At 57.8% G+C, this 25124-nt stretch carries 16 protein-coding genes, 2 pseudogenes and 1 other annotated feature; of the genes and pseudogenes, 13 read left to right on the top strand and 5 right to left on the bottom strand.

Translation table 11 applies throughout. The features are described from left to right. The first annotated feature begins 802 nt into the window (after nt 1-802). The 6 genes from N2602_RS33825 (at nt 803) to N2602_RS33800 (ending at nt 5782) form a co-directional block, all read left to right on the top strand. On the top strand, nt 803-1036 hold the full coding sequence (locus N2602_RS33825; protein WP_128266605.1) for a hypothetical protein: 234 nt from the start codon (nt 803-805) through the stop codon (nt 1034-1036). 109 nt (nt 1037-1145) lie between these two features. After that, the gene (locus tag N2602_RS33820) at nt 1146-2039 is read left to right on the top strand and encodes an EscD/YscD/HrpQ family type III secretion system periplasmic domain-containing protein (protein ID WP_128266606.1); all 894 of its coding nucleotides are present in this window, start codon (nt 1146-1148) and stop codon (nt 2037-2039) included. Between the two features lie 32 nt (nt 2040-2071). Continuing rightward, nucleotides 2072-2608, top strand: coding sequence for a hypothetical protein (locus tag N2602_RS33815; protein ID WP_260380816.1), 537 nt, complete (start codon nt 2072-2074; stop codon nt 2606-2608). A gap of 2 nt (nt 2609-2610) precedes the next feature. Continuing rightward, nucleotides 2611-3036: a histidine kinase gene (locus N2602_RS33810; protein ID WP_128266608.1), complete on the top strand. Its 426-nt coding sequence runs from the start codon at nt 2611-2613 to the stop codon at nt 3034-3036. A 10-nt stretch (nt 3037-3046) separates the two neighbouring features. Continuing rightward, the gene (gene sctV / locus N2602_RS33805; RefSeq protein WP_128266609.1) at nt 3047-5164 is read left to right on the top strand and encodes a type III secretion system export apparatus subunit SctV; all 2118 of its coding nucleotides are present in this window, start codon (nt 3047-3049) and stop codon (nt 5162-5164) included. Nucleotides 5165-5209: 45 nt separating this feature from the next. Continuing rightward, nucleotides 5210-5782: a tetratricopeptide repeat protein gene (locus tag N2602_RS33800; protein ID WP_260380815.1), complete on the top strand. Its 573-nt coding sequence runs from the start codon at nt 5210-5212 to the stop codon at nt 5780-5782. Between the two features lie 979 nt (nt 5783-6761). On the opposite strand, the gene N2602_RS33795 is transcribed toward N2602_RS33800, so the two are convergent. After that, nucleotides 6762-7556, bottom strand: coding sequence for an effector protein NopP (locus tag N2602_RS33795; RefSeq protein ID WP_311738718.1), 795 nt, complete (start codon nt 7554-7556; stop codon nt 6762-6764). A 168-nt stretch (nt 7557-7724) separates the two neighbouring features. Here N2602_RS33795 and grpE point away from each other — a divergent pair. Continuing rightward, a pseudogene (gene grpE, locus N2602_RS33790) lies at nt 7725-8028 on the top strand (nucleotide exchange factor GrpE); the annotation flags it as partial. Nucleotides 8029-8525: 497 nt separating this feature from the next. Here grpE and N2602_RS33785 read toward each other — a convergent pair. From N2602_RS33785 to N2602_RS33775, 3 genes are all read right to left on the bottom strand, one after another. Beyond that, complete coding sequence (locus N2602_RS33785) at nt 8526-8972, bottom strand: hypothetical protein (RefSeq protein ID WP_128266611.1); 447 nt, start codon at nt 8970-8972, stop codon at nt 8526-8528. Next, a complete protein-coding gene (locus N2602_RS33780; protein ID WP_260380814.1) occupies nt 8962-9939 on the bottom strand; it encodes a helix-turn-helix domain-containing protein in 978 nt (325 codons plus the stop codon). The genes N2602_RS33785 and N2602_RS33780 overlap by 11 nt, the downstream gene beginning before the upstream one ends. Before the next feature lie 76 nt (nt 9940-10015). Further along, nucleotides 10016-11377, bottom strand: coding sequence for a hypothetical protein (locus tag N2602_RS33775; RefSeq protein WP_128266613.1), 1362 nt, complete (start codon nt 11375-11377; stop codon nt 10016-10018). 1654 nt (nt 11378-13031) lie between these two features. Between N2602_RS33775 and N2602_RS33770 the strand changes: the two genes are divergently transcribed. From N2602_RS33770 to N2602_RS33750, 5 genes are all read left to right on the top strand, one after another. After that, on the top strand, nt 13032-14312 hold the full coding sequence (locus N2602_RS33770; protein WP_260380813.1) for a hypothetical protein: 1281 nt from the start codon (nt 13032-13034) through the stop codon (nt 14310-14312). A 33-nt stretch (nt 14313-14345) separates the two neighbouring features. Beyond that, the gene (locus N2602_RS33765) at nt 14346-15785 is read left to right on the top strand and encodes a hypothetical protein (RefSeq protein ID WP_128266615.1); all 1440 of its coding nucleotides are present in this window, start codon (nt 14346-14348) and stop codon (nt 15783-15785) included. 3 nt (nt 15786-15788) lie between these two features. Further along, nucleotides 15789-17153, top strand: a complete 1365-nt coding sequence (locus N2602_RS33760; protein ID WP_260380812.1) for a CHAT domain-containing protein — start codon at nt 15789-15791, stop codon at nt 17151-17153. Then, nucleotides 17150-18562 carry a hypothetical protein gene (locus tag N2602_RS33755; protein WP_260380811.1) on the top strand — a complete coding sequence of 471 codons (1413 nt, stop codon included), beginning with the start codon at nt 17150-17152 and terminating at the stop codon, nt 18560-18562. Before N2602_RS33760 ends, N2602_RS33755 begins: the two co-directional genes overlap by 4 nt. Nucleotides 18563-19199: 637 nt before the next feature. Continuing rightward, the gene (locus N2602_RS33750; RefSeq protein ID WP_128266618.1) at nt 19200-19586 is read left to right on the top strand and encodes an ectoine synthase; all 387 of its coding nucleotides are present in this window, start codon (nt 19200-19202) and stop codon (nt 19584-19586) included. Between the two features lie 417 nt (nt 19587-20003). Here the strand turns inward: N2602_RS33750 and N2602_RS33745 are convergent, their stop codons facing one another. Then, nucleotides 20004-20489, bottom strand: coding sequence for a hypothetical protein (locus tag N2602_RS33745; RefSeq protein WP_260380810.1), 486 nt, complete (start codon nt 20487-20489; stop codon nt 20004-20006). Then, nucleotides 20417-20532 (bottom strand) — a sequence feature (AL1L pseudoknot). It overlaps the preceding gene by 73 nt. Nucleotides 20533-21474: 942 nt before the next feature. On the opposite strand from N2602_RS33745, the pseudogene N2602_RS39115 reads away from it, so the two are divergent. Next, a pseudogene (locus N2602_RS39115) lies at nt 21475-25098 on the top strand (non-ribosomal peptide synthetase); the annotation flags it as partial. Nucleotides 25099-25124: the final 26 nt, after the last annotated feature.

Below are 25124 nucleotides of genomic sequence, written 5' to 3'. Positions count from 1 at the left end.
TGCGACCGCACGAGGCGTGGCCTTTGCCCGCTGGGCGGGGAAACCCTCGATGACGCTGAGGCCTTGGCAGGTTGAAAGAGTTGCCTTCGCGCTCTGATCGTCTCAGCACGCTTAACATTCCCGGTCGTGTTTGATCCGATCTGGGCACATCGCCGCCTGCGCCTGGCAGGAAGCAAATGTGTCGCCGGCGACGGTGAGCGGGACGCTATAGCATCTCGACCTCAAAGCTTGATGACCAACAAGATCGCCCGATCAACCGGCTTCATAACATGATGGTCCTTCTTGGTGCCAACTATCCCATCTCCACACGTGACCGATGCACCAATCACGTTGAATTCGTTAATCCGCCAGAACCGGTGCTGAATTTCTTAGATCCGTCAGCTTGTCGAAAGCTAACGCTCGCACAGTGAGGAAAGCCACTGCGGCAGGATCGAGTTGACATAGGAGAAGCCGATGCGCATTCCGAGTTCGAGCGCCACTGCGCGCGTGGATTCCGACCTCCATGCCGCTCGTGGTGACAAGAAAGGCTCGCGCACACCCGACGTCCATGACGATCACGGTCAATCGCCCGGTGCAAGCAGCCCTGTAAGTGGCACGTCAAATCCGGACAGTAGCTCGCAAGAGGCCGCGTGGAACCAAGCATTTAACGCCGCTCTCGGAGCTGCGGCCTTCCAAATGGCAAATAATGCAATAGCTCGTTTCCATGAGACCATTAGCGAGGAGGATTCCTGACGTCGGATGTTGCGACGTCAGGAAATAGGAGCCGCCAGTAGCGGCAACACCCGAACAACAGGAGAAGACTATGGCTAATAAGGTAGGTGCGGCTAATACCTCGACTGCAGGTGGGGCGGCTGGCACTGGTATTGCTGCAATTGGTACTGGAGCTGCTGAAGTTGCCGGAGAGGCCGCCTGGCAGAGGCAGATCGCCGCTCTGACTGCAGAAACTACCAAAGTTACCGAGAGGGATTTGCAACTTCGCGTAGTTTCAACAGAGCTCACGAGCATCAAGAAAGTCGCCGACGAGCGGGTGCAGTAACGGATGAGGTGGGACGACGTCGTCGTCCCACCTTTCCTTGGCATAGCGTTAGCTGCAAAGCTCGCAACGAGCCGCAGGGCTCACCTCGCTGTTCGGAAGACCATCGATCGTGAATGAATTAAACTCCCTGCATTTCGAGGTGCTGTCGGGGCTTTACTCCGGGCTGACCGGAGAAATTGGCTTGGGATCGACCCTGATTGGCAGCGACCTGGATGCTGACTTGGTCTTCATCGAACAAGGGCTCGAGCGCCATCACCTTCGTATCACCCCACATTGCGATTCGATCCAAATCGAGCCGCTTGCTAGGGACGTCAGGATCGAGGGACGCGAGCAAATTTCCCTGAGCGAGCGCGTTATTGTTCCTCTTCCCGTCGTCATACACGCAGGCGAGATGTCCATCCGTTGCTCCATGGAGGAGTCTAAACAAGCTAGCTCTGTCGGTCGCTGGTTCGGATCAGCCGCCGTACTCGCCTCTGTCCTGATCAGCTCTGTCGCGGTCGGCGCAGTATCGACGAGTTTCGTCCAGACGGACAGCGCCGTCGCCGTGAACTCCGACTTGCGGCGGACCGTCGAGGTTGCAACTAAGCAGGCGCCTAGCACTCCCGATGCTCCGACCGCCGACGCAGCTGCCGCACGGCTGCAAGAGGAAGTTGATAGAGCAGGCCTTTTTGATATCAAAGTCAGATCTGAGTCGGGTGTTGTCGCAGCCGACGGTACCGTAACTCGCGCCTCTCTCACTAAATGGCGGGAAGTCCAGGAACGGTTTGATCACGACCGAAAGGGAGCATATGTCCTCGTCAATGCAGTAGCCGTCAAAGAGGAGAAGAGCCCGACCGCGATTTCCGTTGAGGCCGTTTGGCGCGGAAGCGAGCCATATGTGGTCATCGCTGGCCAAAAGTATTTCGTGGGCGCGATGTTGAATAACGGATGGACGGTCAATGGGATCGATGAACGGCGTGTGCTGCTGAGCCGGAACGGCCGGCTTGTTGCCGTGCCCTATTAGAGCTTCAGCCCGCAACTAAGAAGGAAAGTCTCATGACTAGGCTCCCTCAGCATTCGCTAGAGCCTGGCGCCTCTTTTCAGCGGCTCAATGTCGACGATCTCCCACCTGCTATCACGCCGACGACTGCTAGAGCCGAGGAAACCGAAATCGAGAGAGCTCATGCAAATGGTCGCAAGAGCTTCGCGATCCTCGAGGATGGGCCCCCGCAAGATCTGCCAGGTGTCTCCGCGATCGAGACCGCACTCGAGCTTGAGCCGACTGATCCCGTTTCGCCCATCAAAGACAACGAGGCGCGCGTCCAGATTGGTAAGTTCGAGCCAGGATCAGAAGTTTCTTGGCTTAACGGTCCCAGTCTCGCGGACAACCTGCTCTCCTTTGTCACGCCGCGCCTATGTCATTCGGATGTTCTGCGCCCAGAGAAACAAGGCATTCTTCTCGAGCGTTTGGCTGATACCCTCTCGGCCGCTCCAGAGAGTTCAGTGTCTCGTGAAAACCTCGCGATTCTGCAGTCGGAGCTGCGACGGTTAATTCTGCTCCGGCAGAATCACAACGGCTTAATCAAAGGCTAGCAATGGCCGAGCCCGACCGAGAGCAACACCTCACACCTGGTCCGCCGGCACACTTATCAAGTGTCGGTGAGGTGTCTCACGTCTCGAAGAGAGAGCGTGATTTGCTCTGCGCGCTTTCCTATGTCCATCTTGCCTGCGGTCAGAGCGCAAAGAGCCTGGCTCTGTTGCAAATCGTAGCTAACGAACATTCTCACGACGTCGAGCTGCTCCGCATTCTAGTCTACGCTCTCATCTCGGAGGGCCACGGTGACGAAGCACTGGTGGCATTGGATAGGCTGGACAAACTCGACGATGACCCGTCTTCGCGTCTGCCTTTGATGGTCTTGCGCAGTCACGCGCTGCGTCAGGCCGGCCGCATGGCCGAGGCACGCGCAATCTTCAAGAGCTATGTTTCATTGAGGAGCAACGCGGCTCCATCCGAACAATAGTAGGCTCCTCATGGTCAATTTCCTACGTAGCCTCATCGTGCGCGCGCCATCCAATCCAGATTTGATGGTTGCATTGATGCTTCTTCTCGCGATCGGAATGATGATCATGCCGGTCCCGGTCGTCGTGATCGACATGCTGATCGGCTTCAATCTCGGCTTTGCCATACTGCTACTGATGGTGGCCCTGTATCTTATGACGCCCCTTGACTTTTCGTCGTTGCCGGGCGTCATTCTGATCTCCACTGTCTTTCGTCTGGCTCTTACCATCGCAACGACGCGGTTGATTCTTGCTGAAGGGGATGCCGGCAGCATCATACATACATTCGGTGATTTCGTCATATCAGGCAATATCGCTGTCGGCATCGTCATATTCCTCATTGTGACCATGGTACAATTCATGGTGCTCGCGAAGGGGGCCGAACGGGTCGCAGAAGTGTCGGCGCGCTTCACGCTCGACGCGCTGCCTGGCAAGCAGATGGCAATCGACGCGGAACTGCGCAACGGGCACATCGATCAGAACGAAGCTCGCCGTCGGCGATCGGCACTGGAGCAAGAAAGCCAACTTCACGGCGCCATGGACGGCGCTATGAAATTCGTGAAGGGCGACGCCATCGCCGGGCTCATAGTGATCTGCATTAACATGCTAGGCGGCATCACAATTGGCTCGCTCTCCAAGGGAATGCTCCTGGAGGATGCGCTCCATCAATATACGATCCTGACTATAGGTGATGCGCTAATTTCGCAGATTCCGGCGCTACTGCTGTCAATTACAGCAGCAACCATTGTCACTCGTGTCAATGGTCCTTCGCGCCTCAATCTGGGTGCCGATATCGTCAGCCAACTTACCGCCAGCACACAAGCGCTGCGGTTGGCCGCCGGCGTCCTCATTGTGATGGGGCTCGTTCCGGGTTTCCCTTTGCCTCCATTCATCATACTGGCCGTACTCTTCGGAGCGGCGAGCTTTGTCAATGTTGGCGTGCACCGCGGCAAGACCGCCGCCAACAAGGAGGTCAGTAGCACCGGTACGCCTCAAGCTCCATCACAGGGTCAGAAGCAAACCTTGCCTGCAGAGGCCCTTCCAATCGCGCTCTTCCTCGCACCAAACCTTGCAGCTGCAATCGACAATGAGGAACTCGAGCGGGAAATCGGGCGAGTTTCGGGCCTGGTCTCATCTGATCTTGGGATCACAATTCCGCGCATACCAACCAAGGTCGACCGGCACTTACCTGAATCGCAGTTCAGGGTCGACGTTGAGGGAGTGCCCGTTGGACGAGATTTAGTGGACCCGACGCAACTTATGCTCAATGACGACGTAGCGAACGTCGAGTTGAGCGGTATCCCCTTTCGGCAAGATGTAGAGACAGATCGGATCTGGGTCGAACAAGTTCATGCGCCGGCTCTCAAAGCAGCCGGAATAGGGCATCATCGTCCGAGCGAAGTTGTCGGCTCGCGCGTTCAGTCAACATTGACGCGCTACGCGCAACGTCTGGTGGGCATTCAGGAGACCCGACAATTGCTGGGCCGAATGGAGCAGGAATATGCCGATTTGGTGAAAGAGGTGCTGCGCACGACGCCGATTCCCCGAATCGCCGACGTCCTGCGCCGCTTACTGGACGAGGGTATTCCCATTCGCAACACTCGCTTAGTTCTGGAGGCGTTGGCCGAATGGAGTGAGCGCGAGCAAAGTGTCGTATTGCTTACCGAGTATGTTCGCTCCGGTCTGAAGCGGCAGATCTGTCATCGCTATGCCAACGCACACCGTGTTGTAGCTGCCTTTATCATAGAGCGCCAAACCGAGGATATCGTGCGCGGTGCGGTGCGCGACACCGCCGTGGGTCCTTATCTCGTTTTGGAAGATCGCGAGAGCGAAATGCTGCTTTCGCAATTCCGCAAGATTCATTCGAGCATCGCGCGGGGGCAGAGCCAACCCGTCATTCTGGGCTCAATGGATATCCGGCGTTTCGTCCGGGGTTTTCTCACCCGCAACGGGATCGAACTGCCTGTTCTTTCGTACCAGGATCTCGCTCCGGAGTTTACCATTCAGCCGATCGGATCCGTCAAGCTAGAGGCGTCAAAACATAAGACGTCTTCAGGAGAGCGTCGTGACTCCGTCGCCGCAATCAGCTAACAAGCGACAGAAATGATTGTGAGATCGTAGTTGAATCTATGTAAAATGAATGTCTCGCGCCGGTTGTTCTCGCTTGCTCCGAAGTTGTACTCAGCCATCCTCGCTTCCAACATTCTGCTGCTCGGAGGCTGCGCGAGCTCGCCTGACCCCAGTTCTTCATCGCAGCAAGAGCGCTCTCCAGAACTGCTAGGTGACAAAGAGATCCATCCTGCTATTCGTGAGCGCATTGCTTACGCTCTCCAGGCAGATGTTGACGAGCAGACTTTGCGCGAAACATTGAAGCTGCAACCGGGCAACGTCAATGCGGCCATCCCTCTTGCGCGTGCCCTGCTGGCGCGCCAGCGCCCCGATGAGGCGCTTGATGTCCTCGACAAGGTCTTACTTGCAGCCCCCGCCGACCTGCGCGCGTTGAATGCGAAGGGAGTTGTGCTTGACAGCGAGGGGCATCACCGTGAAGCGCAAGCGCTTTATCGGCAAGCTCTCGCAACGACTCCCGATAATCCGATGCTGAGCAATAACTTAAAGCTGTCGCTCGCACTTGATGAGGAGAAGGCCAAAGCAGGAAACGTGAGCCTACAGCCGTTTCCGCCGCCGCATCAGGGGACGCAATCTCACTAGCGCGCCGTTGGTCCTAACGACACATTTACTGCACGGTTTGGCAGGTTGATCACACCTCAGCCGGCACCCGCTTGAGTCATTTTTCGGCTAACGGGGGCGCGAGTCAATTGTTGCTCTATTTCCTGACGCTTGGGATCGCGTGTGCTGTACACTCGTGTCTGTCTTCCAACGACCGGGTGAATACGTGTGGCAACGCACTTGGTGGTGTTCTGTACAGCTACGCAGAAAGGAACGAAGAAGCATTGCACACGGCGGCAAACAATTACTTGCCGCTCCGGCCAAGGCGTTCGTATGAGAATAGATCACATACGAGTTTGTCGACTGCGATTGAGAACATTTGCACTCGGTCGATTTTTGGAGAGGAGGAGGGCCTGCTCAACGCCTTACTCAAGCATCCCGCCCGGGAGGCCGCAGGCGACTTAGCCAAACCGATCCAAAGCCTCGGCCGAAAGATCAACTTTATCCAATTGCCAAGCCCGCGATAGGGGAGCCGGTAATCTGATCGCCTTCCACCTAAAGACGCCTCCGCTGCCGAAGAACGACTTGATGGTATGACCCGGCACGAGGTGGATCGACGTCGTTCCAGATTTGGCGTCTTCAAAGGAAAAGGCCGAAGACACTTTTAGCGCTCAAATTGGTTCCTCAAACGGAGAAATCACTCCGGACCGTTGTGATGGTGAACATGACGCACACCTCGATGGCTGGACACCCGCAATGACGCCTGGTTCCCATGGCCTTAATCGGCGAATGATTTTTCCTCTTTAGGGTGAAAGTGAAAAGCCCCGGCTCGAAGCCGGGGCTTTTGTTGAGCTATTCATCGCCGCGCAACGCTCATAAGCGGCACGGTGCCGTTATGACCAGGCAGCTCATCCGGTCGAAGCGGTCGGTTTCCACTCAGGCCAGGACTCCAACGTAAGCCGACGATGTCGGCTTACGTTGCTTTACTGCCCGCCGCAACACGAAGGCTTGCAGATCCGTGTTACATAAAGTCACCGTCCTCGTCGGAATCTGCTGCAACTTCAGTATCGCTGTCCGCTTTGGAGAGATAGCGGCGAGAACTGGTTGCACGCTGCCATTCACCATCGCTGTTCATCTCCCACTTTCCGGACTGGGTGGGATCGAGCACCATGTCGTACTCATCGACTTCAACGAATCCCAGTGCTTTTGCGCGGGCTCTCGCTTCTGGATTTTCAGGACGCCAGTTCACCAACGGTCGTTCGCCGTCTTGTCGAAGTTGATGCTCCAGCAGAATATCGCCGGCATTCGTAACAAGCGGATGAGCCACCTGAAAATCGACAGATGAGGTGAGTTCACTTCTTCCAGGAAACTGGTCTCGCCACCTATCGCTTTCGTACTCATTCATGCTGAATCCGCGTTCCGTCCTTTGGAGGCCGACACTCGTATTTCCTAATTGGTAGCTGTAGTATTTGGCGTCGTCGGAATCTCTTCTGACGGCGTACTTCTCGGCAACCTCCGCAGTGCGCCTAGCTCTTTCGGACACAAACTCAGAGTACTCCTGAGGATTGTTGGCGATCCGGTTGATTGCGTCGCCGTGAAAGTTCCTTGCTTCTCTCCTGAATGTAGCTTGATTGATCTCGACCACGGGAGGTCTCGAAGCGAGTGAATAACTCGGATGCGAAGATGAGCTGCCAGCGGAGTCCTGCAATCGCATTCTGGCGAACGCATCGGCGAAGTCTTGGCTTTCGCCATGCTCAGCATTATCTCCCCAATGATAGCTGTCATCCCCGGACCAATTGTTAATTCGACCGTACATAACGAGCGCTCCTATGGATCATACGTCTTGCATTGTTTCAGGTCGTTAGACCTTACCCCGCCTGTAGACGGCTTAGCTGTCCGCAAGCTGACGCCAGCGCATGAATCGCAAACCGGCGGGCTGATAGGTCCGAGCTGATGATGGCGGGCAGTTCGGTGCGACGCTGCCGATCCCGGCCTGATCGCGCTTATCGAGGGCGTCGAGCTCATCGAGCGTTCGTTGTTCAGCGTGCTGGCAAAGCACGGGGTGAAGAAGTTCGATCCCCAGGGCCAGAAGTTCGACCCGATCTTCCAGCAGGCTATGTTCGAAGTGCCCGATGCGTCGGCACCTTCGAGCACCGTGGTCTAGGTTGTGCAGGCCGGCTACACCATCGTCGAACGCGTGCTGCGCCCGGCGCTAGTCGGTGTCGCCAAGGATGGCACGAAGGCCGTGCCGGCGGCGAACTAAAGACTCGAACAGCGCTGCGAGCTGATCGTCCTTGTCCTGAGGAGTGCGCCTGCGCGTCTCGAAGAACGAGGGCCCGGCTCTCTCAGTTCGGCCTGCATGGTCCGAGACGGCGCGCGCGTTCGTTGCCAGCTCCGATCAGCGGTCGGTATTCGCTCGTTTTTGCAAGCTCGAAGCTTTTAGCCAACCGAACTGCGTCCATCTCTGGTGGCCGATGCCCAGTCCCGATCAGCTGCGTTTCTCGCGACCGATGCAGCATTTTTCGGCGTATCCGCGCACCCTGCGCATCAGTCCCAGAACACACTTCGTCGGCAGGATCTTGAAAATAAAGGACGACCACGGGGGATCGTCGGATGTTCTTATTGTCCACAGGACAACAAAGAGCCGTCTCTCATAATCGGAATACCTAGCTCGCTTGAGAACGAGCGCGCGGGGGGACCATCACGCAAGGACGCGACAATGGAGCAAGTTTCGTTCGCCGGCGGGGGCTTCGATGTGATCAGTGATTTGGATCTCAAGGGGCTCTCAGCCGATTTTTTCCAAATCGGCCAGGCATCTTTCGAGGTTGACCTTGGCTTCGTTCAACAGCTTTTGCGTCTCGCCAAGCCGCTTGAAGTCAGGTTTCACTGGGCCGGCGGCCACCGCGCTGAAGTGATGGCAAATAGTCGTGAGATCGTTCGATATGTCCTCGAGAACGAATGCTATATTTTCGAGGGGCACTAGCTCCGAGAAGAAGCTCTTCGAAACAGTGTCGTCCTGACCGCTGGGGCCCTCGAACTTCACCTCGACGAATGGGACGAGGACTTCGCTGTTATCACGTGCAGCTCTGCCTACACTCATGACCAGCGAGCTGAAGGTTGATGATATGTAGGTGAGCCGATCGACGAGGGCGCTTCCGTATAGCACGACCGCATCTGCGTCGCTGTGCGGCTCATCTGAGCTCAAAGCACCAAGATCATCTTCATTCGACATGTTCGCTCTCCTCGCCGTATGGATGCAGTATCCCCGCGGGGAACGAGGCTGTTTTCGGATTGCTCGCCGCCTCAGTCGTGTAGAAGCCATGAACCTCGGCCTTTTTTGCCTGCACAACCATGACTGAAAAGCCTTGATACGAGTTTTTCGTCGGAGCCTTCAAATATCCAGGCGCTGACGGTGTTGGCCCATGGAAATGCAGCAAATAATCCTCAATCGCGCGACGAATGCCTGCAGCACTCGCGTGCCGTGGCCCCGCGGAATGTAGCCCGGCGAAATCTTGCGTGTGCACTGAGCCGTGAATCGCCAGGTTGAAGAAATTCCGAAGAACATCCGCCTCCGCTACAAGGTGCTGAGGATGAGCAGCTCCGACGCGCGCGAATGTTTCTCGCACCTGCGCGGGTAACCGTTCCCGGTTCTTCGTTTCGCGCCTTTCCAACTCGAGCAAGCCGTCACGGGTCAGCGCAAAAACGGCGAATTTGCCTTGGGTTGTCCGTTCGACAAACCGCGCATTGGTCATCAGGCGGAGAATCCTGCTGAGATTGGCGTCTCGCAGATCGAGCCTCTTGGCGATCGCCGCCTTCTCCATCTGTCCCGACGGCGCGTCGCGGAGCAATCGAAGTATTGGCAGGACGTGCTGACGATGCAGGATCTCGCTCGGGCGTGCGAGCTTGGACGTGTTTATCGACATGTGCAGAAGATCATAGAATGCTCTGAAGCGTTCCGCATAGGCAGCATTCCGTGCGCCAAGCGTTGCGCTTATCCGTCGCAGGATATCGAACCATTCCCGTAGCTCTGGGTCACGCCGGCGGCTCTCCAGGGTGCTCCAAACCCACGCTCCCAGAGTGGCGTAGAGGCGCTCCAGGCTTTTCTCAGAGCCGTCTTTGAGGAGCTCGGAAATGACATGCCTGGCTTCGCTCGCCGTCGCTTCGCCCGTCTCTACTTTTTCCAATGCCAGATCCGACATGGGCTAGCCCTACACCGAAAACAGTTAATGACGCTTTACAACGCTTTACTCTGATTTTAGTCCCTAAATCCAGTTTTCAAGAGCCCCATTTGTAAGCAGCCCAAACGGTTTTTTGGCCGAGTTCCCCGGGTGAAATCGCGTTGGGCTGTTTTAGCAGGGGTAATATGGTACCTATGCGGTGATCCGCGAACGTCGTCTGGGTCGGATGCTGCACCACAAAGCTGCGGGTACCGAACCTCACCTCAACTTGCGCCGCGGTGGTCTGGTGGCCCTGCATTGTGCGGTCGTTACCCATCGACGGGACGAGCATGACGTCGACGTCGAGCTCACTAAAAGGCGTCTGGCACACGTCACAAAAATCCAGGCAAATGGCGACACCGATCAATGCGCCTTCCGTGGCAAGGACACATACCCGGTCGCCCGCGACGATATTTTCCATGCCCCAACCATCGTCGGCGTACGGTGCGATCTTGTCGTAGGTCAGGCGCTCCTCCCCGTAACCGTCGTAGATCCGAGCTCGGTTGACGGTGCCGTGGGCGGTCTTTTCATGCCAAGTCCCTGGAACCAGAATTTCGGGCGCTTCGAGCTCGTCCGTAACATCCCGGTCTCGAATGAGCTCCACGATCTTTGCACGCAGGTCCGGCGAGACAGCTAACTCCGGCCACACAACCGCGATGCAGTTCTCCTTCAGGGCCTGAGTAATCTGCTCAGAAATTGCGTCCTCTGCTGACGGCGCTTCAACGCTGGCGACCCTGAAACGCTTATCGCCTGCTATGGAGAAAAACTCTGGCTTGAGCTCTAGGGCCTTGAACAGGCAAGCACCCATCTTCCACCTGCTCGCATTCGCAGCCGTCGTATGCAGCGTGCGAGTATCCACGACATGGACAGGGTAGCCCTGGATCACTGCCGGCAATATCCGATGAAAGAGTAGGCCCCGCTTCGAGTAGGCCTGAAGCCTTCGAGCTGGGCGTAATGCGCTCACGCCTTGCCGCGGAATGAACCAGCATCCAAGCTGCTCGAGGTGCCACTCACTCGGCGCAATCGGCCACTGCGAGCGCCGCTCAGCAAGCACCCTGTCGATTTCCCGTATGAGGCCGCCCATCGTTGACGCCGCCAGCTCAGGCGTCTCATCGGACAACGACCACGAGAGATGGCCGTCTCCTATTGAGGAGGCGAAGCTCTCTCGTGCCTCTTCGATTCGCTTTTCCGTGAGATTCCGATAGGCCTTATGCACGCTTCCCGGAGCATTCCTAAACAACATGTCGAGCTCGATCAGCGCTTTCCTGAGCTCATCCCGACTGGCATTCGTGATCAGCTCCTGCCGCTCGGCAAGCTCTCGCGCTCCATCCTTCCAGGCGTCAAAGGCCGACGTTTCGGCTTGGCTATCCACGGGCCCAGGCAAAGTTTTCGTCCAAATCAGACCAGCAATATTTTCCATCGATAGGCGTGCGCGGACGATTTTGCAATCCACTCGACTAGTTGCTCACACTTCTCGGTGCTGTGCCGAGCGACCAGGCCTTTCCGCTTTCGGAGATGTGCAGAGCCGCGGGGAAAATCTGCGCGAAATACGGCGCGAGCAACGAAAAGCTGCATCCTTCCTCTGCGAGGAAAACCCGCGGCAACTCGGGCCATGGCATTTCTGTCAGCGCCGCAACTACTTCGCGGTCCAGGTTACTGAGACCTGGTACCTGTGGGCGACTGAATCCAACTCGCCGATTATGGATCAACTGCAGGCGGACTACTTTCCAGCACATCGCGATGTGAAATCCAGGCCAAGTTGTCCACGTGTGGTGCGCGAAGCCCTTGCTTTGCTAGCCCTCTCGAATCTGAGTTCGCGCGGATGCGTCCCTGGGTGGCGCACCAGGTTGTCCTTTATTGTTGCGCTAACCGGCCTCGACCGAACCGGTCAGAAAAAGTACTCCCGCGAGTGGGAATATTCTAAGATCGGCTGTAGCTGAACCGCTAACTTGGCAGCTCGTCTCCCCGAGTAGGACGGCATGTGCTTTCCTTGGCTCCAGGCGAGCGTGAAGAGGGATACGCACTCATGCTTGAACCTGGCGATCTCCTTCATGAAGAATGACGGTCTGGGGATTGCGCTGATCGGATGTCGCTGGACGATTGGGTTGAGTGCCCCCATCGAGAGGAGGCCCCTGATTACTTTGGCACTTTGGACTGTCTCACGATACTCCAAGTTTTATTTGCCTTCACTAGAAGGCGGCGGTGGCAGTCGTGTAGTTCGAACTCCTTGTTCACCGAAATACACCAAGCGGCTGCCTCAGGGCGCAAGTGCTTGGGCGGCCGGAAACCCGAACATCGCTCGCCTGAAAAACGTTGCCCCCAAGTGGAAAGCCGGCGCGACCCGGATTGCCTTCAGCGGGGGTCCACTCGCCTTTCTGGCGTCAAACCAAAACGGGGCACCTGTTGGAAGCATGAGCTGGCACAGATTGATCAGTGGGCAGTATCCCGCAAATGTTATGTCCTCCCTTCTGCTCGCCGGCAAACTCCAGTTTGTGGCGGACACGCACGATCAAGTGCGAGCTGCGATCCAGGCCGCCGGGTGGGTCCCTCACTCCCGGGTGCCAGCCGAGGGGATGGGTACCGCCATTCAGACCTCAGGCGAGCGGGAGCCGGAGCAGCGGCACCGCGGAATACAGAATTTTGGATCACTTTCGTAAGTGTTCCTGCACGGTCGGTGCCGAGTTTCAGCCAACTGAATTGGTAAGCAATATTGCCGCGCCGGAAACGTTTTTGACAGCCGACGACACTGACGGCGTCGATCTCAAACGACGAAATCTTGGCATTGTACCAACGAGCCGAAGCCCTGTGACATCCGGAATGCAGCGCCGCAACCAAGGGTAGGTTAAAATAACGGATAGAGTGTGACCCAGTTCACAGCTTGCCCTTGCACACGTCCTATTATTCAATTCGTGAAGGCTCGTTAGGAGCTAGTAACCAGCGAATGGGCGTTTCGCATGCGGGGCAATTTGGAAGCCACAATTGGAGAGGTAGCGCCAAGCGTTTTGTCTGAATAAGCGGAGTAGAAAATGGCTGCTGTCCGTCCTCCCGGTCCATATCCATTGCCAGGAATAGCGATGGAAAGCTGGCTCATACGGTTTGACAAGGATGGCGCATGCACTTCTCCGAAGACTCGCGATGCGCTGCTGACGAGAATTGCCGATAGACAACAGCCAATCATCTTTTTCTCGCACGGCTGGAACAACGACTTCGCCGACGCAGTCGACCTATATCGACGATTCCTGAGCGATTTCGAGCGGGTCATAGCGGCTCATCCCATCGGTCACGGACCTGCTATTTTCGTCGGCGTGAGCTGGCCAAGTATCTGGCTGCCGTCCGAGCCCGGACCACAGATGGCGGCCGCTAGCGATCTGCAGATGTTGACAAATGAAGCAGTATTGCAGGAAGTCGCCGGCCTGCTTCCATCGACAGCCGATCGCGCGCGCCTATATGAGTTGCTGGAAGTCAACAAGATCGACCTAACGGAGGCGCGAGAACTGGCGCGTCTGGTTAAACCCATCATCATCCCTGACCAGCCCGAAGGCGTCAAGGAAGCCCAGGCCAACGAGGACAACATCCTCGCTGCAATCAAGGACATCCAGCTTGCAAGCGAAGGAGAAGCATCGACTGACGACGACATCGACGCGATCGGGACCGTCGATGGAAGTGGGCGCGGCAGGATAAGGGCCGCCGGAGGTCTCGAATATCTTGATCCCCGCAACGCGATACGGATGGCGTCGCTTTACATTATGAAGGATCGCGCCGGCAAGGTCGGCGCAAACGGCATCGCCACTCTGCTGAGAGAAATGCTCACTGGTTGTCCGGCGCCGATTCACGGAGTCGGGCATTCGTTCGGATGCAAAGTCATGCTGTCGGCCCTCGTGGCAGGTTCAAGACCGACCCGCAGGATGAAGTCGCTGCTTCTCCTGCAGCCCGCCATTTCCTACCTCAGCTTTGCGACCCACATACCCGGACGCGATGCCCCGGGTGGATATCGAGACGCCTTCGATCTCGTCGAAACTCCAATCTTTTCCACCTACAGTGCAGCGGACATTCCTCTACACGCCATCTATCATCTTGCCTTGCTGAGGCAGAAGGATCTTGGCGAATTGCAAATTGCTGCACCACCGACAACGGCAGGCTCGCCGCCGAGCGTTTACGCGGCGCTGGGCGGCTATGGCCCCCGGGATGCCGCCGAGCAGTTGGTAGATCCCATTCCCCTGCCGGGTGAACATGTGGATTACCCGAATGCGCCCATTGTCGGCTTCGACGGCTCGGCAGGCAATCGGATCGATGCCCATGGCGGCATCGCAAATCCTTCGACCGCCTGGTTACTGCGGGAGCAGATGTCGCGTTGAAACGACGAACGGCCTTAGTCGACGAGAGCGTTCATGTCCGGACAGTCATCATCTCCACCGTTGATCATATTGCAGGTCACGCTGACGTTCTGGGAAGCCAGCCCTCAGATTGAATTGCTATTGATCCGCGGCGTTCAAACGGCGGGGTCGACTGAGAGCTGGCAGATTCCTGCTCGAGAGCTGGGTGTACCTAGTAGCATCGAGACCGATGCGGCGCCGGATCTGAATTTGTGGCCGCAGATCACCAGCGGTATCAAGAACAGCCTGAAAGGCGATGCCAAGGATCTGCCGCTCTGGCTTCGTTTTGCCAAGCCCCACGGCTATGTATCCGTACTCCCGTGGGAGAGGGCGCTGACCGAAACCTTGGAACGCCCGGTGCTGCGCTTTCCCGATCTTCTCGAACGCCCATGCGAAGACCGTGATGTTCTCGAACTTGCGATTTGGTTCGACCCTGATCGAAGCGCGCCTCTGACCAACGTTCAAACGCTCCTCAACCAGATCGTAGAGACCATCTTATCCGCTTCCCCGCGAGCCCAAAGCAGGGTGCACTTGTTCACCGCCAGCTTTTGGCATCGGTTATTGGAAAAGGATGGCTATGACAAACGGTTGAGAATCCATGACCCCATGTTTGCGCCCACCAGCGCGGCAGTATTCTCGCAGGGGCCCATCGAGCCACCGTTCCAATCGCTCTGGTGGGTCTGGATGAAGGCAGCACTCGGCACGCGAAGCCTCGATGCGATCTTCTTCGTCTGCAATTCCGGCATGACTGAATTCGGACCCGCCCTCAGGATGTCAAATTCGATCGCGCCGAATGAGAAATATGAGTCTTACTCATATGTCGATGCGATGGATCTCGCCGCAATCGTAACACGAGCCGGCGCTTGGGCGGCATTGTTTTCAAATTCGCCTTCGGGCGCCGCCAGACCAACGTTGGCCTTGGCCGCTGACGCACTCGCGCACACCCGTCCCACTGCGGTGCTCTATCAACCGCTCGGCAGTTCCCAGCAAATTGCATCCTTGCGAGCCGCCTGTTCGTTCCTGTTTGCACCCAACTCTGCGCCAGCGCCTTCTATGGTCGATGGTTTTCTATATTGCCCGCCCAACTATGTCGATGCGTACGAGAGCCTCCATATATCCTCGCCGCTTCCAGCCTTGAAGGCCAATGCATCCATTTTCCACTCCGCCTCAATCGCAGATCGGACACCGCCCCACATGTCATCTGATACTCACGGCATCCCGGACTATGAGATGAAGCAGGCGCCGAGTTGGGCAACGTCGCTGCAGCGCCAATGTGAATTTTCGGCACTTGAACGACTACGTCGCAACGCATCAGACGTCTTGCTTTCGTCCTCGGATAACGCCCGGACCCAGGTTACCCCCGATGAAAGCGTCGAATCGATCGCGGGTTCGGACGACACTCTTGAGCAAATTCACAAGGTGGTAGGCAACTATCTCCGCAAGCTCGGTGGCTGACATATGCGCGACACGATCGTTTCGATTATCGGAGGCGGCAACAACGACATGATTGTCTGTCTCGAGAGTCAAAGCAATCATCCCTATGCGCTCGAGTTTAGATCGCTCGACCTCGATGCAGCAGCAATGCCGCCGCTCGATACGGAGGCAAATGTCACCGCTTACGGCGCCGCGGTTCACAAAGCCTTGTCGGACCACCCGGCGATTAAAGCGGAGCTGACCGATATGTTTGGGCAGCAGGTTCCTCAAAGGGCGGCCTTGAGATTTCTCATGAAAGCACCGGATGCGGAACGGTTCCGCTGGGAAGCGATCCATGGCGGTGCAGAACCACGCTTCCTTGCCATGAGCGAATTGTGCACCGTTAGTAGGCTGGCCCCGGCCAGGATCGGTTCGACGCTGAAGGCGTTCATCCGTCCGTTGCGCATGTTTGCCTTCCTGTCCGCCGCCGGGATCAAGGCCGACCGAGAAATGAAAACGATCTGCGATCAGATCGTCGAAAACAAACAGAACGGCCTCGAGATCGAGTGCACCGTCTTTCTAGCCGAGCAGGCGCTGCTGGATGAGTATCGACACAAGACGGCAGTGGGGCCGCTGCACAACACCGGCATCACCGTCGAGCAGATGCCTTCCACGGCCACCCAAGTAGCGAACCTTCTGAGAGACGCTCCGGTACAGTTTGTGCATTTCTTCTGTCACGGCATCGATCGGCTTGGCATTCAGGGATTGTCGATCGCCACGACGAGCGATCACGAAGCGAATGAGGCAAACGGCAATGCGGAGTCCTCGTCGATCTTCCTCTCCGTCACAGCTTTGAGTGAGGCCCTTGCACTGAATTCCTCTGTTTGGGTTACGGTGTTTAATAGTTGTTCCGGCGCCGAGGTCCTTCATCAGCTGTACTCGATGGCGCTCACCGTGGCCAGGAAGGGTTGTCCCTATACCGTCGGCATGGCCGAGCCGATTGATACAGCCGCCGCCACGACCTTTACCCAAGCGTTTTACGGCGAGCTGTTTCGGATCGTTGGGTCGAAACTCACTCCTGAGCCGGCGGCCGGTCCGGTGATATTCGATTTCGCCCCAGCTGTGATCCCCGCTCGTCGAATCATTCACGATCACTGCTGCGCGATGCCCGGAGGTTTTGGGCGATGGTTGTTGCCGGTCCTCTACGAGGCATCTCACAAGCCGTTCCTAGCGTTGCAACTTCCGGCCGACGTCGCCAGTAGGGTGCTCGCCGTTGCGAGAACTCTGCGGCGGATGGAGGAGGAAACGCCTGAGGAAGTGCGCGACCAGATCGCGGCCTTGCTCGACAATCCACCCTCGGTTCCGCCGCACTTCAGGCCGAACCGCTTCGGCGAATTCGTCACACCATGACCGACGAAATCAACCGCCCCGAGGATGTACAGATCAACGCATGGAACGGCGAGAGGACGGCGGGCGATGCTTTGCCATCGCGAACGCCTTGGGCTCAGTCGCAAAGGCTGGTACCTGCGCTGTCAGCAGCGCAACTGGCAGCACCGCAAGAGATTGATGAGCGCAACTGGAGTGACCCACGAATAGGCTGGGGCGTTGTTCTGCTGGACAATGATGATTTATCGAGCTCGGACAGGTCGACCGCGGTAGATGCGCCGCCCGCAATCAGACGACTGATCGAGAAGCGTTCAAACGCGCCGGTATTGCGTTGGCGCAGCAGTTTGGGGCAAGGCTTTTTGCGTCGCTATTATCCGGACGGCAACTTTCACGACTTGTCGACCCTCGCCCCTAAGGTTGGAACCAGTAAGGGCTGTATTCCGCAATATTTGCTGCTGTATGGTTCGCCCACTCAACTTCCCTGGGCGCTTCAATATGCGCTGCAGATGTCGCTCTTCGTCGGGCGCCTGGACTTGGTCGATACTGCGCTCGATCACTATGTCGATGCACTGATCAACGACTGGCAGGGTCAATTTTCCGATCCGAAGGCCCCCGTCGTTTGGAGCGTCGATCTCGGAAAGAACGACATTACATGGTTGATGGCTCGTGCGGTCGCCGGAAGACTCTGGGAGAAGATTGATGGCAACAACGATCTGGTTCGGCGCCGAAGGATTGCGGACACGTCGGCCAACGGATCGAGTTTGGTTGCCTCACTTACGGAATTGTCGCCAGCACTCTTGATCACGACAAGTCACGGCATGACTGGCCCGCTCGACGACGAGGTTCGCCTGAAATCGTGGGTCGGCGCCCCAGTCGATATCGACCATAAGGTAGTCGACGGGACGCAATTGCAGATGTGGCAGCCGTCTGGTGCGATCTGGTACTCGCATGCGTGCTGTTCGGCGGGATCGGATTCGGTCTCGCGGTACAAGGGACTTTTGCCTGAATCCGGGACAATAAGTACGGTTCTGAACCGGATTGCGACCGTCGCAGGTGCCGCGATCGCGCCGGTGCCGCGTGCATTGCTTGGTGCGGAAAAGCCGCTGCGCGCATTTGTCGGGCATGTCGAGCCCACATTCGACTGGACCCTGCGGGATCCGGCCAACAAACAGGTGCTCACGCATGTCCTTTGCTCAGCGCTGTACGATAGACTCTACTTACGTTACGAGCGCAATCCGATCGGTTGGGCGCTGCAGAAGGTCTATCGCGAGGCCGGAGCGTTTTATGCGGCCTGGCAAGATGCGATAGCCGGAATAAACGCCGGCGAGCCAAGTATGCGCGATTTCGCATTGTACCGCCAGTTAGTGGCGATGGACAGGCAGACGCTGGTTATCATAGGTGATCCGACCGTGAGCCTGCCAGGTATTGCCTAGATCTGTGACAGATTGCTTCGGAATAGCGGTTGATGTGACGCCGACTCGTTTCGACCGGCCCCCAGTTGGCTGCTGTACGAACAGCGAATGTCAGCAAAGAATTTGAGAGTTTCCGGACCATTTATCACCATTGTCCACATCCCAGCGAAGCTTGCCCCGCCGCGGTCCTGTGTTGAGCTGTGTCTCATTCAAGACTTCGGTGTCGCAAGCGTGACGGCAGGATCCCAGCCAGTGCGGCGAGAGGCGCATTGTTTTTTCAGGAGTGTTTTCAGGACGTCGTTGGCACATCGGTTGCTTGAGAGGGGGCCGTCACGACCCTAACAATCTAGCAGCTCACTTCTAAGAGTTCGGATGAAACTTGCTCAAGATCCTGATGCTACCGCGGCCGCCGCGCCGCCATGGCGACGAGGTCCCTCGTCTCATGATTGGGCTACGGCTTCCCGCGAGGTCAGACGCCGCCGTATCAGGAATGGGCGAGTGGCCGTGGAGGATATGGATTAGCAGGCTCTCGCAGGCCCGCCCCGTCCAAATAGCCCTAGGCTTTCCGCTTCGGGAGCGCGGAAGCCGCGCTTCTAGGTCAGAACAACGGCGCGCTTCGCAATAGTGACTTGCACCTGTATTCCTGGAAGGAAACAATATGATTGTACGTAGCCTGCACGATGTTGAAGCGACCGATCACTTCGTCGATTGGGGCAATGGTACTAGCCACCGCCTCCTGACGGCTAAGGACGGCATGGGCTTTAGCATCTGCCACACCGTAGTGCGCGCTAACACCATCTCGCTTCTGCAATATCGTAATCATCTCGAAGCCTGCTACTGCATCGCCGGAGAGGGCGAGATTGAGGACATGGACGGCAATGTCTTCCCCATTCGCAAGGGCGACATGTATGTGCTAGACAAGCATGACAAGCATCTTCTGCGCGGGGGTCGAGACAAGGATCTGATCCTCGTTAGTATCTTCAACCCGCCCCTCAACGGAACCGAGCGCCACAAGCTCAACGACCCGGCAGGCTCGGCATACTAAGCAAGGTGAACCACCCCCGAGCTTGCCCTCGAGGCCATTTGGTTTGAGTTATGCTGCCATGGTTGGTTGTCCCGGCCCGAAGGAATATTGGCGATAAGCTCCAGGAGCCGTCGGTTGTTGACCAATCGACCCATTCTAGGGTGGAAATTCGAAAGCCTCGAAGCTTCGCCATGGCCCGGCCGTGGATCACCTCGGCCTTGTGAAGGCCGTTGTTGGTTCTGGCGAGAGCGTCGTCATAGGATCTCCGACATTGCCGATAGATAGCTCCGCACCTACTTCAGCAGCACTCGATGTATTTGATCGAGAGGTTCTGGGCGGCCCCTGTCGCTATGGTGCACAAGCCCCGCGACGTACCGGCCGCCGCAGGGCCTGCTCCAGGTCCAGCGCATCGAGCACGAAGCCGGCGCTCGTCGTGCGCTAGGCCCGCCAGCCCACGATGCTTTGAGCATAGGCGCCGATGACAAAGGCGAGGTACACGGAGCCGGTCCAGGTCGCGAGATAGGTGAAGTCGGAGTGCCAAAGGGCATTCGGTCGTGACGACTGGAACTGGCGGTTGACGGAATCCTGCTGGCAAGCCGCCGCCTTGTCGCTGCTGGTCTTGACGGGCTTGCCGCGGATGGTTTCTTGCAAACCCATGTCCCGCATTAATGGCGAGACTGTGGAACGCACAATATGGAAGATCTCTGCGCTTGAGCTGGCGCCAGACCTTGGGACCTTGCGCACGCCGTACACGGAGAAGTCTGATTGAAGGCGCGCCGAACGTCGATCTTCGTCGCCGCGTGCCGCCGGGCGCGCGCTGACAGCTTGGCTCGATCGGCATGGTAGGCCGAAGGGGGGCTCCGCAAGACCCTGGATCGGCTCGCCCACCTGCGCTCCATGATGATCGTCAATGAAGGCGATCATCGCTTGGACACGGCGGTCGAGCCCCGCCATCGCAACATAGGCGCGTGCCTTGCGCAGGATCTACTTGGCCTGCTTAAGCTCGCGGTTCTCCCGTTGCAGCGCCTTCAGCGTCTCGGTCGGAACGCCGACCGCTGCCCGTTATCGACTTCCGCCTTCTTGGCCCAGTCATTCAGCGTCTCCGGTGTGCAGCCGATCTTGGCCGCAATCGACGTCCCGCCGCCACTTGCTTGTCATGGCTCCATCCTCTCAGGATTTGGAGCCTCCGGCAAACCCGGATCGGTTCATCGCCCTGTGGAGTTGGCAAATCGTCAAACTCTTCGAGCCACAGGCATGCGCCAACGCGCCAACTACTTCGCAGCCGCTGGATTGTGACCCCCGATCAACGAGCACGACCTCTAGGCGTCCACTGCGAAAGTCACTGGCCTCGATCACGCACTATTGGAATTTCAAGAGAGTCACACCTGAAAAGCCGGTGCGCCGCGGAAAAATCTCTTTGACGTTCTAGGCTCCTCTTTTCTTTGCCCGAAACACATCAGGCGAGATTCCAGAAGCCTTGGGCCGATTGATAGCGCGCTCAATTGGTACGATGTCCGACGAGGTCGGATAAGTGACATAGCAGTGTTAGGGCCAGCATACTGAGAAGGAACGATTCCTCCTTTGGCACAGTACATGCGTAGTCTCCTCTATGAAGGCGCGTTGACGGAGGGGCTGTCGTCCGATGATCTCTACTCAGACCAGGCTAAAATGGCAGTTGCGATTCTGCCGGAGACGATGTCTGAGGCGTGCGGCCTGCCCGCGACATCGGGAAGATCTTGGCTGCGTCCAAGAGCTTCGGCACCGCCAATACCCCTTATATTGCGCAAGCGACGGCGGGCGCAGTTATCCCAAGCAAATTCGAACAGTGTGGCTGATTTGAGTCGCTTCGTCGCGCGACGCCCATGGTGGGAATGCCCAGCTTGATGGATTGACTGCAGGAGCGGTGAAGATGTCGTATCGGGTATCTCCGGCGCGCGGGAGCGTCTGCCAACCAGGCGATCAGGACAGGTTACCTGCGCGATCGATCTCCTCTGCCGTCGTTGTCGGCAGTGGTACGCTCGCTATCAGATGTGTGCAGCTGGCAATTGAGATGGGCCACGTCATTGGTGCAGCCTTGTGTGCTGACGGCGTATTCCGCGATTGGGCTGTTCGCTCGAACATCCCGTCTATAGCAAGCGTTGAAGAGTTCTCTTCTTTTTTGAAGGCCGCGCCGGTAGATTTCATTTTTTCAGTTGCCAATCCGTTCATACTGCCGGCGGATGTATTGGAGTGGGTTCGTCGAGGTGCTTTTAATTACCACGACGGTCCATTGCCGCGATATGCGGGAACGCACGTGACGTCCTGGGCGCTGCTGGCGCGTGAGACCGAATATGCCATCACGTGGCACTTGATCGATGACGGTATTGATACCGGTGACATCGTGGTTCAGCGCCAGGTGTTGATTGCGCCCACCGATACGGCACTGACCCTGAATCTCAAATGCCATGAAGCCGCGGTCGAAGGCTTCCGCGAGCTCTTAACTGGCCTCCACAACGGGGAGCTTTTAGCCCATCCGCAGGCACTGGTGGACAGAAGCTACTTTCCGAGACATCGACGCCCAGACTCCGCAGGCTGTCTGCGATGGGATCAATCCGCGCAAGAGATATCGGCGATGACCCGGGCCCTAGGCTTTGGGCCGCATGATCTTAATCCAATGTGTCTGCCCAAGGTTCTTATAGGCGATCAGGCCGTCAAAGTCGGGAACTTGAAGGTGTTGGCTCGAAGCGCGGGCCGCCCGGCAGGCTCCCTGATTGAAGTCCACGCGAGCCATTGGCGTGTAGCGACGGGCACCGAGGATGTCGAAGTCTACTTTGAGGAACCCGATGGGCAGATGCTGGACGCGCGAGCCCTCGCCAGGTGCTTCAATGTGGATGAAGGTAGTCGCCTTCCGATCTTGAGCGATGAACAGGCGCGGAGCATAACTGCCGTCCATGAAATGCTGGCGCCTCTGGAGGATTTTTGGCGACAGCGGCTCGGGCAGTTTAGGAGATTGCGTCCTCCCTTCCTGTCATCGTCCGTGGCCGTGTCGCCGCCCGAATGGCAGTCGAGTTCGTGGTTCACTCCAGGTGCTTTGGCTAAACTGTCCCCACGCGATCGCTCGGAATACTTGGCAACGGCTTGGCTGATCTATCTCGCCCGCATCACCGGAGAAAGAGAGCTTCAGCTGGGATGGACGCCTGCATCGGATGGTTCGCAAGCTGCCTCCAAAGTGATGGAGGTGTTGATCTCTTCTGTCGTGCCGATGGAAGTGACGATTGAGCGCGCTAATGATTTTGAAGAAGTGCGCAAAACAGTAGCGGCCGAATTGGCTCAGCTGAGGGCGCACGGTAGCTTTGCCCGGGATCTTATCGCGCGTTGCCCGGAGTTGCGAGGTGTGGAGGCGCTACACTCGCACCGTCCCTGGCCGATTGGCATCACAATCACGACACAGAGCTGTTCCGTGGCCGGCGATCTGATGACGAGTCACAAAGCTGGCTCGGCCCGATGCGGCGATTTGCTGACCTTTGAGGTTTGCGCTCTGGATGGAAGCTTCCGCTGGCATTTTGATGCCAGCCGATTTGCGCCGAAGCAGATCGGCCGCATGACGCAGCATTTGGAGACTTTGTTAGACGGTGTGATGGCCGATGCGGGGCAGCCGGTCGGCCGCACGGATATTCTCCCGGCAGACGAACGCAAATATCTATTGGAAGAATTGAATCGGACGGCGACGCCTTATCGGTCGGAGCGGTACATCCATGAGCTGTTCGAGGCGCAGGCGCACAAGGCGCCGAAGGCGTTGGCTGCGGTTTATGAGAACGAGAGACTGAGCTATGGCGAACTCAACGCACGGGCCAACCGGCTGGCGCATCATCTGATCGGCCTCGGGGTCAAGCCGGACCAGCCGGTGGCGATCTGCCTGAAACGCGGCTTCGCATTGGTCATTGGTGTTTTGGCGATCCTGAAGGCCGGGGGGCCTATTTGCCGCTCGATCCGGCTTATCCGTCGGCGCGGCTGCGGCAGATTGTCGATGATGCCGCGCCGCGACTGCTGCTTTGCGATGCCGCCGGTCGAACCGCATTGGGCGCCGAGGCTGTGGCCGACGTCAGCGTAGTCGATCTGGATACTGCCGCCCCGGTCTGGGCCGAACGGCCGGCTTCGGACCCCGATCCGCGCACGCTTGGCCTCACATCGCGCCATCTCGCCTATGTGATCTACACCTCAGGCTCCACTGGGACGCCAAAGGGCGTAGAAATGTCCCACGGCTCGCTTGTGAATTCGCTCGCGGGGATTGGCACGTCAAAACGATGCACACTTCAATTCGCTACCCTCAACTTCGATGTGTCCTGTCAGGAAATGTTCATTTGTTGGAAAGACGGTGGACTGCTCGTGCTTCTGCGGGAAGAGACCCGTAGCCATTTCCCCGAGTTGCTCGAATGCATCAAAAAGGAGGCGATCGAGCGACTGTTCCTCCCATTCGTAGCATTGAACCATTTTGCGGAGGTCTGGGGCGCGCAGCAAGTGAAGCTGCCCTCCTTAAGTGAGGTTTATACAGCGGGTGAGCAACTGCAGGCTACTCCAACGCTTAGAGCTTTCTTCAAAGCACATCCAAAGGCCAGGTTGATCAATCAATACGGGTCCACGGAAATCAGCGTCATTGCCGAGCACCACCTTGCAGCTGACCCATCATGTTGGCCCCTGTTCCCTCCCGTTGGCCGTCCGATTGCGAACACGCGGGTGTACCTGCTGGACGGTTGTGGCACGCCGGTGCCGTTCGGGGCGGTGGGCGAGCTTTACATTGGCGGGGCGGGAGTGGCGCGCGGCTATCTGAACCGCCCCGAGCTGACAGCCGAGCGGTTCATTGCCAGTCCCTTTGTGGACGGCGATCGGCTGTACAGGACCGGCGACCTCGGGCGTTATCTGCCGGACGGCAATCTGGAGTTCCTGGGCCGCAATGACGACCAAGTGAAGATCCGCGGCTTCCGCATCGAGCCGGGCGAGATCGCGGCGCGGCTTTGCGAGCACGCCTTTGTGCGCGAGGCGGTGGTGGTGGCGCAACAGGATCGCCGCGGCGACAAGCACCTCGTCGGCTATGTGGTATGTGCGCCCGAAGCTCAATCGGATGAGGTGGATGGCCCTGACCTTGCCAACACCTTGCGCGCGCACTTGAGTAGCCGGCTGCCCGACTACATGGTGCCGTCGGCGTTCGTGCGGCTATCGGGGCTGCCGCTGACGGTGAACGGCAAGCTTGATCGCAAGGCGCTGCCGCCGCCGGCTGACGATGCCTATGCACGGGCGGCCTATGAGGCGCCGCAGGGCGCAGTCGAGACGGCGTTGGCACGGATCTGGGCCGAGCTTCTCGGGCTGGAGCGGGTCGGACGCAACGACCACTTCTTCGAACTGGGCGGCCACTCGCTTCTAGCGGTGCAGGTGTCGAGCCGGCTGTCGCAGGCTGTTGGAGTCGAACTGCCGCTGTCGACGCTGTTCGCCACGCCGGTGCTGGCCGATTTTGCCGCAAGCCTTGGCCGTCCTCACGAAGTGGCGGTGCCTGCCAGCCTGATCACCGAGCAGAGTACGGCGATC

The organism is Bradyrhizobium sp. NC92 (genome assembly GCF_025200865.1).
GTDB lineage: Bacteria > Pseudomonadota > Alphaproteobacteria > Rhizobiales > Xanthobacteraceae > Bradyrhizobium.
Note: the sequence above shows the minus strand (reverse complement) of the source record. Positions and strands in the feature narration are given on the sequence as shown.

Bases quoted from the DNA above. Each gene is read 5' to 3' on its own strand.
- N2602_RS33765 (WP_128266615.1), top strand. From the start codon at position 14,346: ATGTCCGGACAGTCATCATCTCCACCGTTGATCATATTGCAGGTCACG.
- N2602_RS33770 (WP_260380813.1), top strand. From the start codon at position 13,032: ATGGAAAGCTGGCTCATACGGTTTGACAAGGATGGCGCATGCACTTCT.
- sctV (WP_128266609.1), top strand. From the start codon at position 3,047: ATGGTCAATTTCCTACGTAGCCTCATCGTGCGCGCGCCATCCAATCCA.
- N2602_RS33825 (WP_128266605.1), top strand. From the start codon at position 803: ATGGCTAATAAGGTAGGTGCGGCTAATACCTCGACTGCAGGTGGGGCG.
- N2602_RS33795 (WP_311738718.1), bottom strand. From the start codon at position 7,556: ATGTACGGTCGAATTAACAATTGGTCCGGGGATGACAGCTATCATTGG.
- N2602_RS33780 (WP_260380814.1), bottom strand. From the start codon at position 9,939: ATGTCGGATCTGGCATTGGAAAAAGTAGAGACGGGCGAAGCGACGGCG.
- N2602_RS33760 (WP_260380812.1), top strand. From the start codon at position 15,789: ATGCGCGACACGATCGTTTCGATTATCGGAGGCGGCAACAACGACATG.
- N2602_RS33815 (WP_260380816.1), top strand. From the start codon at position 2,072: ATGACTAGGCTCCCTCAGCATTCGCTAGAGCCTGGCGCCTCTTTTCAG.
- N2602_RS33775 (WP_128266613.1), bottom strand. From the start codon at position 11,377: ATGGAAAATATTGCTGGTCTGATTTGGACGAAAACTTTGCCTGGGCCC.
- N2602_RS33755 (WP_260380811.1), top strand. From the start codon at position 17,150: ATGACCGACGAAATCAACCGCCCCGAGGATGTACAGATCAACGCATGG.
- N2602_RS33785 (WP_128266611.1), bottom strand. From the start codon at position 8,972: ATGTCGAATGAAGATGATCTTGGTGCTTTGAGCTCAGATGAGCCGCAC.
- N2602_RS33800 (WP_260380815.1), top strand. From the start codon at position 5,210: ATGAATGTCTCGCGCCGGTTGTTCTCGCTTGCTCCGAAGTTGTACTCA.
- N2602_RS33745 (WP_260380810.1), bottom strand. From the start codon at position 20,489: ATGATCGCCTTCATTGACGATCATCATGGAGCGCAGGTGGGCGAGCCG.
- N2602_RS33750 (WP_128266618.1), top strand. From the start codon at position 19,200: ATGATTGTACGTAGCCTGCACGATGTTGAAGCGACCGATCACTTCGTC.
- N2602_RS33810 (WP_128266608.1), top strand. From the start codon at position 2,611: ATGGCCGAGCCCGACCGAGAGCAACACCTCACACCTGGTCCGCCGGCA.